Raw genomic sequence first — 16,015 nt, 5'->3', positions numbered from 1 at the left:
CCCGGCAGCCTACGGGTGGCCCCGATCAGGTCGTCGTCGGCGCGAAGCCGTCCACCAGCAGCTCGAACAGCGCGGCCGAGGTGGCGCCGGCCGCGCGTTGGGGCACGGTCAGCGTGACGGTCCAGGCGCCTTCGTCGGCGGGCAGGACGTGCCGCCAGGAGGCGCGCTCCTCGTCGTTGTAGCGCAGCTGGACGGCGCCCTCCGGCTCCGACGCCGACTCCTCCAGCGTCGTGCCCGGCACGGACCGCGCGTCCTCCGTGGACGCGGCCCGCTGCACCATGAGCTCCTCGCTGCCGTCCGGGCTCACGAAGCTCACCGACGGCTCGCCGTCCACGGGCTGGTGCGGGTAGGGCGTCCAGTTCTGCGGCACCGGGATCGTGAAGCCGAGCTCGTCGCTGTGCTGCTGCAGCTGGGTGCTCGTCGACGTGACGTTCAGCGTGGTGGCCGGGGACTGCCCGCCCAGCAGGCGCGTGGCGCTCCAGCCACTGGCCACACCCGCCAGCACCACGACGGCGCCGGCGACGACGAGGCCGACGGCGGCGGCTCCGGTGACCGTCTGCCTCGGGGCCGGTCGGGCCGCGACCCGGCTCGACCGGGTGGCGGACGCGCCGCGCGGCGGCACCGGCAACGCGCCGGGTGAGGTGGCGAGCGGCGACGCGCCCACCGGCGCCCGGGTGCCCGTCGGGCTGGGCGCCAGGGGCGCGGCGCGACCCGCGTGCTCGGCCCGCGGTGGGCTGGGCACGGTGATGCCCGCACCGATCGTCGGCGCGTCCGGTGAGCCGGGGTAGACCGGGTCGTCCGGGTCGTCGATCAGCGGTCGCAGGCGCTGGCGCACCTCCTCCAGCGGCATCCGGGCGTCCGGTTCCTTGCGCATCAGCGCCGCGATCACGTCCACGACCGGGCCGGACCCGCGCGGGCGCGGGACCTCGCCGTCCACGACCTCGGTGATCGTGGCGACCGGATCGCCGTTGACGTCGTAGGGCGGGCGGCCCTCGACCGCCGCGTACAGCGTGGCGCCCAGGCCCCACAGGTCAGCGGCCGGTGTGACGAGCTGGCCCATCGCCACCTCGGGCGCGATGTAGGCGGGCGAGCCGAGCACGAGGCCGGCGCTCGTCATGGGTGCGTCGGCGACGTTGCGGGCGATCCCGAAGTCGGTGAGCTTGACGCGGCCGTCGTCGGCGATGAGGACGTTGCCGGGCTTGACGTCGCGGTGGGTGATCCCGCTGCGGTGCGCGGCGCGCAGGCCGCCCGCCGTGGCGAAACCGACCACCGCGACCTGCGACATGCTGAGGGTGCCGTGCTCCCCGATCATCGTGGCGAGGTTGCGCGACGGCACGAGCTCCATCACGACCATCGGCTCGCCGTCGACGTCCACCACGTCGAAGACGGTGATGATGTTCGGGTGCGACAGGCCACCGAGGGCCCGCGCCTCCCGCATCATGCGCTCCCGCGCCTCCTCGGCCTCGTGGGCCGGCACCCCGGGCGGGACCTTCAACTCCTTGACCGCGACGCGGCGCTGCAGCACCTCGTCGAAACCGGACCAGACGGTGCCCATGGCGCCGGCGCCCAGCAGACCGGACAGGGTGTACCTGCCACCGATCTGCCGCGCCTGCTCGACGTCCGAGCCCTCCTGCGTCACCTGCCCATTCTGACGAGCCGGACCCCACCGTGCCGCCTCGCCCCCCGGATCACCGCTCCGGGTGGCCTCGCGTGACGCGCGCGTCGGGGCCGGGGCAACGGGTAGCACTGGGGGATGCGACCACCCGCCGCGTTCGCGAAGCTGCGACGAGCGGCGCCATTCCCCGTTCGGCGCACGTCTTCGCGACCGTTCGTCACGACCCGTGCGCCCGCCTGCCTCAGATCGGCAACACCTCGGCGCCGAAACCGCCACGAGGGCCGATTCCGGTTGGTACACCGCCGTCCGGGTGAGCACCATTGGGAGATGCACGCCAGAGCAGCCTCGATGCGCGGTCCGGTGCCGCACCGCGCCGTCGCGGATCGACCGGCGGTGAGTGGGCGCGGTGATGCCCGGTGACCTTGCTGGAGGCGCACACCGACCTCGTGCCGTCCGCTGACCTCGCCGTTGCCGACCTCGGCGCCGGCAGCGGGCCCGCATGGCTGGATTCGTGGCTCGCCGCCCACGGCACCGATGTCGTGGGCTGGCGCCGTCGCCTGCATTCGGTACCGGAGCTCGGCCGCGCCGAACTCCTCTCCACGCAGCTCGTCGCGCAGCAGCTGATGGACGCCGGCCTCGAGCCCCGCACCCTCCCCGGTGGCACCGGGCTGGTCTGCGACGTCGGTTACGGCGACCGCTGCGTCGCGCTGCGGGCCGACCTCGACGCGCTGCCCCTCCAGGAGGCCACCGGCCTGCCGTTCGCGTCCACCGTCGACGGCGTGATGCACGCCTGCGGTCATGACGCCCACACGGCGATGCTGCTCGGCACCGGGCTCGCGCTCGCGTCGGCGCCGTCGCTGCCCGGTCGCGTGCGGCTGATCTTCCAGCCCGCCGAGGAGGTGCAGCCCGGCGGCGCCATGGACATGGTCGCCGACGGCGCCATGGAGGGCGTGGAGCGCATCTTCGCACTGCACTGCGACCCGCGGCTGGAGGTCGGGAAGCTCGGCACCCGCGTCGGGCCGATCACGTCCGCCTGCGACGTGGTCGAGATCCGGCTCACCTCGCCGGGCGGGCACACCTCGCGCCCCCACCTCACCGCCGACCTCGTGGAGGCCATCGGCCTGCTGATCACGCAGGTCCCGCTGCTGCTCACCCGCCATGTCGACCCGCGCTCGGGCACCGTCCTGGTCTGGGGCGCCGTGCAGGCGGGTGAGGCGGCCAACGCGATCCCGCAGAACGGCGTACTGCGCGGCACGCTGCGCACCGCCGACCACGCCACCTGGGGCGAGCTGGAGGGCACGATGCAGCGGCTGATCGCGTCCGTGCTGGCCCCCACCGGTGTCACCTACGAGGTCGATCACATCCGCGGTGTGCCGCCCGTCGTCAACGAAGAGCTCAGCGCCGGCATGCTCGCCGACGCCGCCGTCACCGTCCGCGGCCCCGACGCCTCGGCGAGCACCGAGCAGTCCAGCGGGGGCGAGGACTTCGCCTGGTACCTCGAGCACGTCCCCGGCTCGATGGCCCGCCTCGGCGTCTGGTCCGGCCACGGCCCGATGCGTGACATCCACCAGCCCACGTTCGACCTCGACGAACGCGCCCTCCCCTTCGGGGTCCGCGTCCTCACCCAGGCCGCCCTCACCGCCCTGACCAGCTGACCCCTGCTCCCCGACCCCGCGAGTCGGGGTCTGCCCCGCGCGAGTCGGGCTCCCCATCCCGCGAGTCGGGGCTTGGGTGCGTACGTGTTGCGGCGGGATGTGGCAGTCAGTCCAGGTCGCCGTGGCGCATGAGCTGCCGCCCGGCCTCGGTGATCGAGCCCGACAGCGACGGGTAGACCGAGAAGGTGTGGGCGAGGTCTGCGACCGTCAGCCCGTTCTGCACCGCGAGGGCGATCGGCAGGATCAGCTCGCTCGCGACCGGTGCCACCACCACACCGCCGACCACCACTCCTGTGGCCGGGCGGCAGAACAGCTTCACGAACCCCCGCCGCAGGGCCTGCATCTTGGCCCTGGGGTTCGTGGAGAGCGGGAGCATGATCGTGCGCGCCGGCACCTCGCCTGCGTCGATCGCGCGCTGGCTGATACCGACGGTCGCGATCTCCGGCCGGGTGAACACCGCCGCCGCCACGGTCTTCAGCTTGATCGGTGCGACCCCCTCGCCGAGGGCGTGCCACATCGCGATCCGTCCCTGCATCGCGGCGACCGAGGCGAGCATCAGCACTCCGGTGCAGTCGCCCGCCGCGTAGACACCGGGCACGGAGGTGCGCGACACCCGGTCGACCGGGATGAACCCGCCCCGCCCGGTCTCGACACCGATCTTCTCGAGCGCGAGGTCGCTGGTGTTGGGTACCGAGCCGACCGTCATGAGCGCGTGCGAGCCCGTGATCGTGCGGCCGTCGGAGAGCGTGACGACCACGCCGTCACCGTCACGCTTCACCGAGTCGGCGCGAGACTGCGAGAGGATCTCCACGCCGCGATCGGTGAAGACGTCCTGCAGGACGGCTGCGGCATCGGCATCCTCGCCGGGCAGGACGCGGTCGCGGCTGGACACGAGGGTCACCCGCGCGCCCAACTCGACGTACGCCGACACGAACTCGGCGCCGGTGACACCCGATCCCACCACCACGAGGTGCTCGGGAAGCTCCTCCAGGTCGTAGAGCTGACGCCAGGTGAGCACGCGCTCCCCGTCGGGTTCCGCATCGGGCAGCACCCGGGGCGTGGCGCCGGTCGCGATCAGGACGACGTCGGCGGGCAGCTCCTCGCGGCCGCCGTCGGGTGTACGGGCCACGACGAGGTGGGGCGCGCGGGCAGCAGGCTCGTCGGTGAACTCGGCCGTGCCCCGCACGATCCGCACGCCTTCCCGCTCGACGCGCGCCCGCACGTCAGCGGACTGCGCCAGCGCAAGTCCCTTGACCCGGGCGTGCACGGTGGGCAGGTCGACCCCGATCGCGTACGGATCGGCGGTGACACCGAGGTCCGGTGCCTGGTTCATCTCGACGCGGATCCCGGCCGACGAGATGAACGTCTTCGACGGCACGCAGTCGTCGAGGACGCAGGCGCCGCCCATGCCGTCACGCTCGACGACGGTGACATCACTTCCGTGCTGGGCCGCTACGAGGGCGGCCTCGTAGCCCGCCGGTCCGCCACCCATGATCACGATCCGCGTCACCGGGCTACGCCCCCTTCGTGTCCGATCCGTTCCCCGAGCACGGTACGCGGCGGAGCTCGCTCTACTCTGTTCCGGTGCCGCTCTACGCCGCCTACGGGTCGAACATGGATCCCGCCCAGATGAAGGAGCGCGCTCCGCACTCGCCGATGGCGGGTACCGGGTGGCTCATGGGCTGGCGCCTCACCTTCGGGGGTGAGGACTACGGCTGGGAGGGCGCGCTCTCCACGGTGGTCGAAGAGGCGGGCTCGCAGGTGTTCGTCGTGCTCTACGACGTGTCCGAGCTCGACGCCCCGCAGCTCGACCGCTGGGAGGGCGGGGAGCTCGGCCTGCACAAGAAGCTGCGCCTGCGGGTGCACACGCTCGACGGCGACGTGCTCGCCTGGATCTACGTGCTCGATGCCTACGAAGGTGGCGTGCCGAGCGCGCGCTACCTCGGCGTACTCGCAGATGCCGCAGAGCAGGCGGGCGCCCCCGATGACTACGTCGCGGCGCTCCGCAGCCGTCCCAGCCGCAAGTCCCTCTGACGCCGCGGTTCTCGCGCCGTCCGTCCCGGTGTGGGCGCCCGACGCGGATTCGACTGACGGAGATCAGCCCGGGCGCAGTACCGGAGCTGTGGATGCCGGGGCGGCGCGCCGCGGGCGCTTCCGCTCACGTAGGTCGCGGTGCGGGCGGCCCTGGAGGACGCGGGGTGTCCGCCTGCCCATGTCCACACCGCGCCGGCGGAACGCGTCTTCGAGCAATCCCTCGAAGTGGCCCGGATGAGCGAGGTCGTCGACCGCCACGGTGATGACGATCCAGCCTCGGCGCCGGAGGTCCTCGGCACGTGCCGCGTCTTCGGCCTCCCGCCCGACGTGGTAGGCGTAGCCGTTGTACTCGATGGCGATGCGCAGCTGGGGCCATGCGTAGTCGAGCCGGAAGAGCTCGTGCCCGTCCGGGCCCACCAGCGACCAGTTGACCTCGGGTGGAGGAAACCCGTTGTCGACGACCGTCCAGAAGAACCAGCTCTCGGCCGGCGATGCGGCCTTGCCGGTGGCGACAGCGAGGAGCCGGGCGGCACGCCGCGTCCCCCGGCGGTCCAGCCGACGCTCCACCCTTCGCGTGATCGCAGCGCGGCAGGCAGCACGCTCACCGGGTTGTGTCCTGGCGAGGACCTCATCGATCAGCGCCAGAGCATCAGACGGTCTGCTACGGCACAGCATGTCGGCGAGCACGCGGTGGAGGCAGAGCACCGGCAGCTCCTCGCGGACCTCCCGATCCGCACGAAGCTCCGCACCGTTGTGCACGACGAGCCCGGGGCGGGTGCGCAACCAGTGCCCGTACGGGACGATCAGGTGCACGGGAAGGGGCTCGACGGAGCGGCACCCGTGCAGATGGGCGGCTGTGGGACCGGCCAGCAGCGCGTCGTCGCCGCCGAGGAGCACCGCTGCCGAGGCGATCGTGAGCGGGTCCGTCGTCCGCGCCGCCTCGACCAGCAGGCCCGGCCAGAGGGCGTGCCACCTGCCCGACTCCTGCCGGCGCCGCACCTCCTGCTCGCCGAAGCGGGTGATGGCGTCCTTGCGGGAGAAGGCGCCATGCCGCCCGGCGCTCGTCGTGTCCATCCATTCACGATCCGGGCGTCCCGCGGCCGGGAACAGATCGACCGCGAACTTGTGGATGGACCGATCGTGAGGTGGACAACCACGCGCGATCGTGCCGCGCGCCGACCTGGGGCATGATCTCGCGACTCGCGCGCGGGAGCGCCCGACTGGCGGGGAGGGGGCCCCGATTCGTGGGGAGGGGGGCGCGATTCGCGGGGAGGTGGGTGCGACTCGTGCGCGCCCAGAGCTCGACTCGCGGGATCGGGGGCCGGGTCGGGGGGAACCCTGATGGCTGCGGGGCTGCTCGCGCGGACGATCGGTGCCATGACGATCCTGCCTGCCACCTCGCGTGTGCCCACGAGCGCCGTCCTGCTCGCCGGGCTCGGCGCGCAGTTCGTGGACGACGTCGCGTACTTCGTGCTGCCGCCCACTGCGGTGATCGCTCCGCTGAGCGGGTTGCTCGCGATCCTGCTGACGGCGGCGGCCGCCCGTTACGTCTCGCGGAACCGGACCGGGGCCGCGGTGGCGCGCACCGGCCTCGCGATCGGCGCGACCTCGGCGGCGCTCGGCCTGCTCGCCGCCGGCCTCGGGTGGTTGACGATCCTGCTCGCCGGGCTCACGGTGCTCGCCGGCGTGGCCGGTGCCGTGGCGGGGCGCGGGCTGACCGCGCGCGTGGACCGGTAGCCGGTCACCCCGCGGCGGTCGCGTTCGCGGTGGCCAGCAGCTGCGTGATCCGGTGCCGGAGCTCGCGCGTATCGGCGGGGGCCACCGTCACCCACTCGGTGCCGTCGTCGCCGGCGCTGCGTGTGAGCAGGTAGCGCCCGCGCGCGCCGTCCAGTACGCCGAGGACGCCTCCGGCGCGCCGCAGCACGCCCCAGCGGTCGGCGGCGAGCGCCACGACCTGGGCGCGCCGGTCGGTGTCGGTGAGCATGCGGACGAGCAGGCTCGCCTCTGCGGCCGGGACCCCGTGCCGCAGCAGCGCCGGGCGGGCGTCGGCCACGGGCACACCGGCGAGCGCGGCGGTGGGCGCGGTACAGGCGCGGCCGGCACCGCGGCTCGCGGGCGGGAACGCCGAGACCAGCGCGGCCGGCAGCGAGCCGCAGGCCGTGACCGTGACCGTGCCTTCGGTCCGGTGCCCGAGCGCGGCGACCCCGGCGCGCCCGGATCCCAGCACCCGGACCTCCCGTCCCCACACGGCGCGCAGTTCGAGCTGCTCGGTGGGCCGGGCGAGCAGGTGCAGGAGCCGCACGAGCTCGGCCTCCGGACCGTCGGACCCGGCGAGCCCGCGTGCCCGAAGCCCGCGCCAGGCGTCGGCCTGCACGGCGCGTCGTTCGAGATGGCTGCGGCCGGGTGAGGCGATCTGCAACACGACCGGGGTGGGCCCGAGGCCCAGCCACTCCCACAGCACGTCGAACTCGACCGCGGTGAGGACGTGGCGGGGCGTGTCGAGGACGGAAGCGGGTTCGGTCACGGGCCGGACGGTAGGCGTCGCGCTCCGCCTCGTGGGCCGGTTCGGTGAGAACGTGTGCAGGTGTGAACGGTGCGGACACACCGGTGGCCGGTGCTGCTGCAGTCAGCACCGGCCACCGGTGAGGCACCTGGTCAGCTCGTGTGGGCCAGCGTCGTGTTCGGCGTCCGGCACCCCGAGAGCGAGCAGAGGGTCGTGCAGGTCATCCGGGAGTGCAGCGCGGCGTCGCCGAGGGTGCTGGCGAACGGCCAGTCCCCGGTGAAGCGCTGCAGGTACCAGTAGAGGAACAGGTAGTCCGGATCGGCGGTGTCGGCGACGAACACCGGACGTCCTGGCAGCCGCTCGAGCCACCGGACGTAGGAGTTCATCGCGAGGGCGGGTGGACGGCTGGCCCGGCGGGTGGAGAGCCAGTCCTCCGCCCGTCGCCTCCAGGACTGGAGGGCGACCGGGTGCAGGGTGGCGCCGGGCAGCTCGCGGACGTTGACGGTGAACACGGATGTCGGTCGTCCGCCGCCGCCCGGGTGGGCCGCGGAGACGAGGGTGAGCAGGGAGTGTGGGCCGGGTATCGGCCCGTCGGTGTGGATGTGGCTGGTCACGTGAATATCGGGGGGCATGACGGATCCTGGGTCGCCGATGGATGGTGGCGTGTTCGCGGCGCGGCTGGGCCGGCGTGGCGAACGGATCCGCGGCGCGGTGTTCCGCGTGGCGGGATCACCGGGCCCCGTGGACGGGTGGACACACGGGTCTTCACTGCTATCCGCTATGCACTTGTCCAGCACGGTGCGGGTCGCTGTGGATTCACCTGGCGTGATGACGTTAATTCGGTGTGTGGTCGACCGTCAACGATCTGTCGCCAGGTGGTGCATCGGGCACTCGGATCTCTCAGCTGTCGGTCGCCAGCCGTGCGGCGATGTGCACGTCCACCCGCCGCCCGTCGACCACCCACGCCGCGCGCTGCCGGCCCTCGAGCGCGAAGCCGCACTTCTGCGCCACCCGTCCGGACGCGTCGTTGCCGTCCGCCCAGGCGTACGTCACGCGGTGCAGGTCGAGCCCGCCGAACGCGAAGCGCAGCACGGCGGCGAGCGCGGTGCTCGTCATCCCGCGCCCGCGCGCGGCCGGGAGCGCCCAGCACGCGACGTCGGCCGTGCCGTGGCAGAGGTCGAGCTGGGCGAGCTCGACCTCGCCGAGCATCTCCCCGGTGGTGGGCTCGCACACCGCCCACGTGCACCGCTCGTCGCGGTCCCAGTCGCCGGCGCGGCGGCGGACGTAGGCCTGCGCCTCGGCCGGGTCGGCGGGCGGCCGGTGTCGCCACCGCAGGATCTCCGGGTCGAGGCTGGAGGCGACCACCGCAGGCCGGTCGTCCACCCGCTCGTCGCAGCGCAGGGCGCGCAGGTACCAGAGACCTGCGTTGATCTCGACGGGTTCCAGGTCAGTCCTTGATCTCGCAGAGGACGGTGCCTTGCGACACCGGATCGCCCTGACCCGCGGCCAGTCCGGTGACGGTGCCGGCCTTGTGGGCGGTGACCGGGTTCTCCATCTTCATGGCCTCGAGGACGACGACGAGGTCGCCCACAGCGACCGAATCGCCGTCGGACACCGCGACCTTGATGATGGTGCCCTGCATCGGCGCGGTGACCGCGTCACCCGACACCGTCGCGCCGCCCTTGCCGCCACCTCGCTTCCGGGGCGGCGCCTTCGCCGCTGCCGCCGGCCCGCCGCCGCCGAGGGCGAGGTCGCCGGGGAGCGAGACCTCCAAGCGGCGGCCGCCGACCTCGACCACGACGTTGTGCCGCGGCGCATCGTCGGTGTCGGCGCCCTCGCCGCCGGTGAAGGGCTCGACGGTGTTGTCCCACTCCGTCTCGATCCACCGGGTGTGGACGGTGAAGCCGTCGACCTCGGTGGCCGCGAACGCGGGATCCGCGACGACGAGCCGGTGGAACTCCAGCACCGTGGCCATGCCCTCGACCTGGAACTCGGCGAGTGCCCTGCGGGAGCGTTCCAGCGCCTGTGCGCGGTCGGAACCGGTGACGATCAGCTTGGCGAGCAGCGAGTCGAACTGCCCGCCGACGACGGAGCCGGCCTCGACGCCTGCGTCGACCCGTACGCCCGGGCCGGCCGGGAACGAGATCGCGCTGACGGTGCCGGGGGCGGGCAGGAAGCCGCGCCCGGCGTCCTCGCCGTTGATGCGGAACTCGATGGAGTGGCCCCGCGGCTGCGGGTCCTCCAGGAGGTTGAGCACCTCGCCCTCGGCGATGCGGAACTGCTCGCGCACCAGGTCGAGCCCGGAGGTCTCCTCGGAGACCGGGTGTTCGACCTGCAGTCGGGTGTTGACCTCGAGGAACGAGATGAGCCCGTCCTGCCCGACGAGGAACTCCACGGTGCCGGCCCCGTGGTAGCCCGCTTCCTTGCAGATGGCCTTCGCCGACTCGTGGATCGTGGCGCGCTGCTCGTCGGAGAGGAACGGCGCGGGGGCCTCCTCCACGAGCTTCTGGAACCGGCGCTGCAGGGAGCAGTCGCGGGTGCCGACGACGATGACGTTGCCGTGGGTGTCGGCGAGCACCTGCGCCTCGACGTGGCGCGGCTTGTCCAGGTAGCGCTCCACGAAGCACTCACCACGGCCGAACGCGGCGGTGGCCTCGCGCACCGCCGACTCGTAGAGCTCCCGGATCTCCTTGCGCTCCCGCGCGACCTTCATGCCACGCCCGCCGCCGCCGAACGCGGCCTTGATGGCGATCGGCAGGCCGTGCTCGTCGGCAAACGCCTCGACCTCCTCCGGCCCGGACACCGGGTCCGGTGTGCCGGGGACGAGCGGGGCACCCGCACGGGTGGCGATGTGGCGGGCGGTGACCTTGTCCCCGAGGTCGCGGATGGCCTGGGGAGTGGGACCGATCCACGTGACACCCGCGTCGATCACCGCCTGCGCGAACTCGGCGTTCTCGGACAGGAATCCGTACCCGGGGTGGATCCCGTCCGCGCCTGCCTGCCGCGCCGCCCCGATCACCTTCTCGACGTCGAGGTAGGACTCCGCCGCGGTGCTGCCGCCCAAGGCGAACGCCTCGTCGGCCAGCCGGACGAACGGCGCGTCGCGATCGGGGTCGGCGTAGACCGCGACACTCGCGATCCCGGCGTCACGGCAGGCACGGACGACGCGGACGGCGATCTCCCCGCGGTTGGCGACGAGGACCTTGCTCAAGCGCGGCACGGTCGGCCTCCTGGAGTGGCGTCCCGGGGACCGTGCCCCGGTGCAGTGGTTACCCGGGAGTTTAGGGCCGCACGCCAGGCCCGGCGGTGTGGCATGAGCGACGCTGGTCACTGTGCGACGCGCTCCGCCTACACCTCGCTCCCGCAGCTCCGCCACCCCTCGAGGCGGCCCTGCGGGAGCGAGGGACTCCGGCCGGCGTGGCCTGATCAGCCCCCGTCGCCCCCACCGCCGACGGCGGCGGCGCCCCCGCCACCCGCGATCGCGCGCGGCGCAGCGATCGTCTCGGCGAAACCGGGGTCGGATGCCCACACCGCGCGGGTACCGAAGATCCCGATCCCGAGCGCCGCGGCGGCCGGGCCCTGCACATGCCAGTCCGGCTCCGTCTCCGGCGCGAGGCCCTCGTGCTCGGCGCGCAGCCCTCGCAGCACGCGGTCCCCGTGGCGGCTGCGCCGCGGGGCGCGGTGGAACTGGACCACCGCCACTGCTGTGACCACCAGCAGCGCGACGACCAGGAGCCCCACCGGCCGGGCCTGCGCCACGACGGCCAGTACCCGTACCAGCCCGAGCAGGGCGACGGCGAGCATCCACGCGCCCACCCTGCGGATGTGTCGCCGTCGCTCCTCGGAGAGGAGGAAGCCACCGACGACCAGCCGGTCCTCCGCCACGGTCAACGCGGTCTGCACGGGCCGGTGGAACAGCAGCCGCCTGCGGGCGACGCCTCCCGCGGCGGTGGTGTGGATCGCCCGCTCGAGCGCGTCGGCGTCGGGGCCGAGGCGCCCGACCGCCCGCACGCTCCCGCGCGCCGTGGTGATCGCGCCGCGCAGGTGCATCGCGCAGAGCGCCCCGTAGACGGCCAGCTCGCCGCCGCCGTGCAGGTAGGCGACGTCATGGGGATGCTCGAGGAGGTCGTCCACCGGTCTCGGGGTCTTCGGTTCGGCGAGCGCGCGTCTCTCCCGCGCAGCTGCCACGCCGACCGCGGTCGCGATCAGCAGGTAGGCCAGCAGGAACGTCGGTCCGCTGATGCCCCAGGTGTCAGCGGTCGCTGCTGCTCGGGCCATCGAACACCTCCTGAGCCGTCCTCATGAGACGGCTCACAGTGTCGCGGCCCACACCCGGTAGGGGGAACGTTCTTCACCAGGACTTGAGGTTGTGCACTCTGCGTCAGGTGGTAGTGGCCGTGGCCGCCCGCACCTGCTTCTTGATCCGCGCGAGCATGGCGGCCATGCCGCGCAGGCGCAGCGGGCTGACCGCCTCGCCGAGCCCCAGCGCGGTGTAGAAGTCGTTGGGCACGGCCAGCACGTCAGCGGCCGGCTCACCGTCGAGGCCGGTGTGCATGATCGAGGCGAAGCCGCGGGTGGTGGGGGCCTCCGGCGGGGCGGAGAAGTACAGGTGCACGCTCCGCTGCGCGTCGGGGTCGACCTCGACCGCCAGGAACAGCGGCGACTGGCACTCGTGCACCTGCTCCATCGAGTCGGCCGCGTCGGCGTAGCGCTCGGGGAGCTCGGGCAGCTCCCGCGAGAGCTCGAGCAGCAGCTGCAGACGCTCCTTCGGGCCGACGTCGGCGAAATCCTCGACGAGCTCCGCGAGCTGCGGGGGCAACGTGCCCGCTGTCGGTTCGGTCATGCCGACCCGCGCTCCGATCCCTGCACGATCGGCACGCGCACCGCGTTGCCCCACTCCGTCCAGCTGCCGTCGTAGTTGCGGACGCGGCCGAAGCCGAGCAGGTGGGTGAGCACGAACCAGGTGTGGCTCGAGCGCTCGCCGATGCGGCAGTAGGCGACCACGTCGTCGTCGGGGGACAGACCCTGCTCCTGCAGGTAGATCGCCTCGAGGTCGGCGCGCGACTTGAACGTGGCGTCCTCGGCGGCGGCCCGCGCCCACGGGACGCTCGCCGCGCCCGGGATGTGCCCGCCGCGAACGGCGCCCTCCTGTGGGTAGTCGGGCATGTGCAGCAGCTCGCCGGAGTACTCGCCGGGCGAGCGGACGTCGACGAGGGGCCGGCCGAGGTGAGCGAGCACGTCCTCCTTGAAGGCCCGGATCGTGGCGTCGTCGCGCTCCACGACCGGGTACTCGACGGGCGTGGGCTTGGGCTGCTCGCTGGTGAGCTCGCGGCCCTCGGCCACCCACTTCGCGCGCCCGCCGTCGAGGATCCGCACGTCCGGGTGCTCGAACAGGGAGAACACCCAGAGCGCGTACGTGGCCCACCAGTTGTTGCGGTCGCCGTAGAAGACGACGGTGGTGTCGCGGGTGATGCCGCGCTCGCCGCAGAGCTGCGCAAAGCGTTCGCCAGCGACGTAGTCGCGGGTGACGGGGTCGTTCAGCTCCGTGTGCCAGTCGACCTTCACCGCGCCGGGGATGTGGCCGGTGTCGTAGAGCAGCACGTCCTCGTCGGACTCCACGACGACGAGACCGCCGGTGTCCAGGTTCTGGGCGAGCCACTCGGTGGTGACCAGACGCTCGGGGTGCGCGTACTCGCTCAGCTTCGGGTCGGTGTCGTTCGGCAGGGCCATGCTCGCGAGGTTAGTCGCGGCCTCCGACAGCTGCAGCGGTGCCGTCGTGCCGCTCGCCAGGGTCGGCGTGATTTGTTCGCTCCGCTCAGTCCAGGAGGACCGCGCGCAGGTCCAGGCGCCGCAGCACACGGTCCGCCGCCTCCGGGTCGACGCCTGGCTCGCGGCGCGCCGCCAGTACCTCCTCGCGGGCGGCGGCGAGCGCGTCGGCCTGCACCTGCACCGCGATCCGCCGGCCCCGCCGCAACGCCTCGAACCGGTCCCGCTCGTCGGACGTGGCCGGTTCACCGCGCAGCACCGCCTCCAGCCGGCCCATGCGCTCGTGCAGCGCGGCGACCGCCTCCTCGGGCAGGTCGTAGCTGCGCTCCTCCGCCGTCATGCGCGCCAGCGCGGCCTGCCGGGCGCGCTGTGTGAGCGCCTTCTCGGCCCTGTGCTCGGTGTCTGCGTCGGCCTGCACGCCCAGCGCCCTGACGAGGAAGGGAAGCGTGAGTCCCGGCCCGATCAGCGTCACCACCAGCACCGAGCACGCGATCACGACCAGCTCGGCGCGCGCAGGGAACGCGCCGTCGAGCGTGGTGGTCGGGAGGGCGAGCGCCAGCGCCAGCGTCGCGAGCCCGCGCATCCCGCACCAGGTCATGACGACCGTCTCCCGGCCGGTGCGCGGGGCCGCGGAGGCGTCGGTGGAATGCCGCATCAGCAACCACGCGCCCGTCAGCCAGAGCGCCCGCACCCCGATCACCACGCCGCAGACGACGGCGGCGTGCGCGAGCATCCGCGGCAGGTCGGGCCCGGCCGCGTCGAGGACCTGGCGCAGGTCCAGCCCGATCAGGCCGAACGCCACACCCGTGACGAGCAGCTCGACGACGTCCCAGAACGAGCGCTGCACGATCCGGTCGGCGGCCTCGTCGACGGCGCTGGCCGAGCGCAGCTGCAGGGCCACCACCACGACGGCGACCACACCGGACGCGTGCAACTCCTCGGCGGCGAGGTAGACCGCGAACGGCAGGACCAGGGTGAGCGCGCTGCGGCCGGCCGCCTCGGTGACGCGGTCGCTGACCCAGCGGGCCGCGCGGGCGAACACGATCCCCAACGCCACGGCCGCGGCTGCCCCGACCACGAACCGCAGTACCAGGCCGGGGGCGGACAGCTCGTGGCCCTGCACGGTCGCGAGCACGGCGGTCTGGAAGACCACCAGGGCGGTGGCGTCGTTGAACAGGCCCTCGCTCTGCAGCACCGACAGCAACCGGCGTGGCATGCGGACCGGCCCCGCGACGGCCTCGACGGCCACCGGGTCCGGAGGCGCGACCATCGCCCCGAGCGCGACGGCCGCGGTGAGGGTGAGGCCGGGGACCAGCGCGAGCGCGGTGCCGGCGACCGCTGCGATCGTCACGGCGACCAGCGCGACGGCCAGCAGCGCGATGCTGCGCCAACGCGCCCGGAACAGCGCCCACGACGTGCGTTGCGCCGTCGCGAACAGCAGGGGCGGCAGGAACAGCGGGAGGATCAGCTCGGGATCGAGCTCGAACGCGTCCGGGAGGCCGGGGACGGCGGCGACCGCCACGCCGAGCAGCACCATCAGCGCGGGCCACGGGAGCCGAAGCCGATCGCCGATCCCGACCAGAACGACGGCCGCGAGCATCAGCCCGACGACGAGCAGCAGGACCTCCACCGTCCCAGGGTGCCCTGCCCCTCCACCGCGCCCACCACGACCCGCGGGTGCTGGGGCGCGACTCGCGGGTGGGCGCCTCCCGTCCGCGAGTCGGGGTCTGAGTGCACGCGTGTCGCGACCTGGGGTGGTTGTGTCGCGGGGCGGGTCAGCCTCCGGCCGGGGTGCCCCAGAGGTCGGTGACCTGGATGTCGACGCTCCTGAACAGCGTGCGTACGAGCGGGAGGCTGATCCCGATGACGTTCGACGGGTCGCCGTCGATGCCCTCGACGAACCAGCCGCCCAGCCCGTCGAGCGTGAACGCGCCGGCGACGACGAGCGGTTCGCGCGTGGCCAGGTAGGCCTCCAGCTCCGCCTCCGACGGATCGGCGAACCGCACGGTGGTGACCGCGTGGCCCTCCGCGACGCGGTCGATCTCGCCGTCGGCGAGGCGGAGCACCGCGTGGCCGGTGACGAGCTCGCCGGTGCCGCCCGCCATCGCCTTCCAGCGGCGGCGTGCGGTGTCCGGGTCGCCGGGCTTGCCGACCAGCTCGCCGCCGATGTGCAGCATCGAATCGCAGCCGATCAGCACGGCGTCGGGGTGAGCTTCGCCGATCCGCCGGGCCACGGTGGTGGCCTTCGCCGCGGCGAGGTGCGTGACCTTCTCGGCGGGCGTCGCCTGCGGCATCGCCGCCAGCAGCGCCTCCTCGTCGACGTCGGCGACCTCGACGAGCGGGTCGACGCCCGCGGCGCGGAGCACGGCCAGGCGGGCGGGGGAGGCGGAAGCCAGCACGACGCGCACGACCGGTCAGCCTACGAGATGCCGCCCTGTGCAC

Annotated in this window: 15 protein-coding genes; 3 read left to right on the top strand and 12 right to left on the bottom strand. The window is 73.5% G+C overall.

What is annotated here, in order from left to right; translation table 11 throughout:
• Positions 1-25 precede the first annotated feature (25 nt).
• Positions 26-1,639, bottom strand: coding sequence for a serine/threonine-protein kinase (locus CFP66_RS34760; RefSeq protein WP_158228323.1), 1,614 nt, complete (start codon positions 1,637-1,639; stop codon positions 26-28).
• Positions 1,640-2,031: 392 nt separating this feature from the next.
• Between CFP66_RS34760 and CFP66_RS34755 the strand changes: the two genes are divergently transcribed.
• Positions 2,032-3,270 (top strand): amidohydrolase, encoded by a 1,239-nt coding sequence (locus tag CFP66_RS34755; RefSeq protein ID WP_094929577.1) that lies wholly within the window; start codon positions 2,032-2,034, stop codon positions 3,268-3,270.
• Positions 3,271-3,376: 106 nt separating this feature from the next.
• Here CFP66_RS34755 and CFP66_RS34750 read toward each other — a convergent pair whose 3' ends face one another.
• Positions 3,377-4,780 (bottom strand): NAD(P)H-quinone dehydrogenase, encoded by a 1,404-nt coding sequence (locus tag CFP66_RS34750; protein ID WP_094929576.1) that lies wholly within the window; start codon positions 4,778-4,780, stop codon positions 3,377-3,379.
• 74 nt (positions 4,781-4,854) lie between these two features.
• On the opposite strand from CFP66_RS34750, the gene CFP66_RS34745 reads away from it, so the two are divergent.
• Complete coding sequence (locus CFP66_RS34745) at positions 4,855-5,304, top strand: gamma-glutamylcyclotransferase (RefSeq protein ID WP_094929668.1); 450 nt, start codon at positions 4,855-4,857, stop codon at positions 5,302-5,304.
• 63 nt (positions 5,305-5,367) lie between these two features.
• Here the strand turns inward: CFP66_RS34745 and CFP66_RS34740 are convergent, their stop codons facing one another.
• Positions 5,368-6,378 carry a hypothetical protein gene (locus CFP66_RS34740; protein WP_094929575.1) on the bottom strand — a complete coding sequence of 337 codons (1,011 nt, stop codon included), beginning with the start codon at positions 6,376-6,378 and terminating at the stop codon, positions 5,368-5,370.
• Positions 6,379-6,681: 303 nt separating this feature from the next.
• On the opposite strand from CFP66_RS34740, the gene CFP66_RS34735 reads away from it, so the two are divergent.
• Positions 6,682-7,041 (top strand): hypothetical protein, encoded by a 360-nt coding sequence (locus tag CFP66_RS34735; RefSeq protein WP_143517461.1) that lies wholly within the window; start codon positions 6,682-6,684, stop codon positions 7,039-7,041.
• Positions 7,042-7,045: 4 nt separating this feature from the next.
• On the opposite strand, the gene CFP66_RS34730 is transcribed toward CFP66_RS34735, so the two are convergent.
• The 9 genes from CFP66_RS34730 to CFP66_RS34690 all read right to left on the bottom strand — a co-directional run bounded on the left by CFP66_RS34730 (position 7,046) and on the right by CFP66_RS34690 (position 15,981).
• Positions 7,046-7,828 (bottom strand): ESX secretion-associated protein EspG, encoded by a 783-nt coding sequence (locus CFP66_RS34730; protein ID WP_158228322.1) that lies wholly within the window; start codon positions 7,826-7,828, stop codon positions 7,046-7,048.
• 131 nt (positions 7,829-7,959) lie between these two features.
• Complete coding sequence (locus tag CFP66_RS34725) at positions 7,960-8,439, bottom strand: hypothetical protein (RefSeq protein ID WP_143517460.1); 480 nt, start codon at positions 8,437-8,439, stop codon at positions 7,960-7,962.
• Between the two features lie 268 nt (positions 8,440-8,707).
• Positions 8,708-9,190, bottom strand: a complete 483-nt coding sequence (locus CFP66_RS34720; RefSeq protein ID WP_369805238.1) for a GNAT family N-acetyltransferase — start codon at positions 9,188-9,190, stop codon at positions 8,708-8,710.
• 64 nt (positions 9,191-9,254) lie between these two features.
• On the bottom strand, positions 9,255-11,027 hold the full coding sequence (locus tag CFP66_RS34715; RefSeq protein ID WP_094929570.1) for an acetyl/propionyl/methylcrotonyl-CoA carboxylase subunit alpha: 1,773 nt from the start codon (positions 11,025-11,027) through the stop codon (positions 9,255-9,257).
• Between the two features lie 206 nt (positions 11,028-11,233).
• Positions 11,234-12,085 carry a TIGR04222 domain-containing membrane protein gene (locus CFP66_RS34710; protein ID WP_094929569.1) on the bottom strand — a complete coding sequence of 284 codons (852 nt, stop codon included), beginning with the start codon at positions 12,083-12,085 and terminating at the stop codon, positions 11,234-11,236.
• Between the two features lie 103 nt (positions 12,086-12,188).
• Positions 12,189-12,650, bottom strand: coding sequence for a SufE family protein (locus tag CFP66_RS34705; protein ID WP_094929568.1), 462 nt, complete (start codon positions 12,648-12,650; stop codon positions 12,189-12,191).
• Entirely contained in the window at positions 12,647-13,537 is an 891-nt protein-coding gene (locus tag CFP66_RS34700; protein WP_094929667.1) for a sulfurtransferase, read from the bottom strand. Before CFP66_RS34700 ends, CFP66_RS34705 begins: the two co-directional genes overlap by 4 nt.
• Before the next feature lie 85 nt (positions 13,538-13,622).
• On the bottom strand, positions 13,623-15,203 hold the full coding sequence (locus CFP66_RS34695) for a Na+/H+ antiporter (protein WP_094929567.1): 1,581 nt from the start codon (positions 15,201-15,203) through the stop codon (positions 13,623-13,625).
• 145 nt (positions 15,204-15,348) lie between these two features.
• A complete protein-coding gene (locus CFP66_RS34690; RefSeq protein WP_094929566.1) occupies positions 15,349-15,981 on the bottom strand; it encodes a nucleoside triphosphate pyrophosphatase in 633 nt (210 codons plus the stop codon).
• Positions 15,982-16,015 lie beyond the last annotated feature (34 nt).

Origin of the sequence: Pseudonocardia sp. MH-G8, from assembly GCF_002262885.1 — a bacterium.
Taxonomy (GTDB): Bacteria; Actinomycetota; Actinomycetes; order Mycobacteriales; family Pseudonocardiaceae; genus Pseudonocardia.
This window is presented reverse-complemented; position numbering and strand designations above follow the sequence as displayed.

Coding starts and splice junctions, on each gene's coding strand:
- CFP66_RS34740 (WP_094929575.1), bottom strand. CDS start 6,378: ATGGACACGACGAGCGCCGGGCGGCATGGCGCCTTCTCCCGCAAGGAC.
- CFP66_RS34735 (WP_143517461.1), top strand. CDS start 6,682: ATGACGATCCTGCCTGCCACCTCGCGTGTGCCCACGAGCGCCGTCCTG.
- CFP66_RS34725 (WP_143517460.1), bottom strand. CDS start 8,439: ATGCCCCCCGATATTCACGTGACCAGCCACATCCACACCGACGGGCCG.
- CFP66_RS34710 (WP_094929569.1), bottom strand. CDS start 12,085: ATGGCCCGAGCAGCAGCGACCGCTGACACCTGGGGCATCAGCGGACCG.
- CFP66_RS34705 (WP_094929568.1), bottom strand. CDS start 12,650: ATGACCGAACCGACAGCGGGCACGTTGCCCCCGCAGCTCGCGGAGCTC.
- CFP66_RS34700 (WP_094929667.1), bottom strand. CDS start 13,537: ATGGCCCTGCCGAACGACACCGACCCGAAGCTGAGCGAGTACGCGCAC.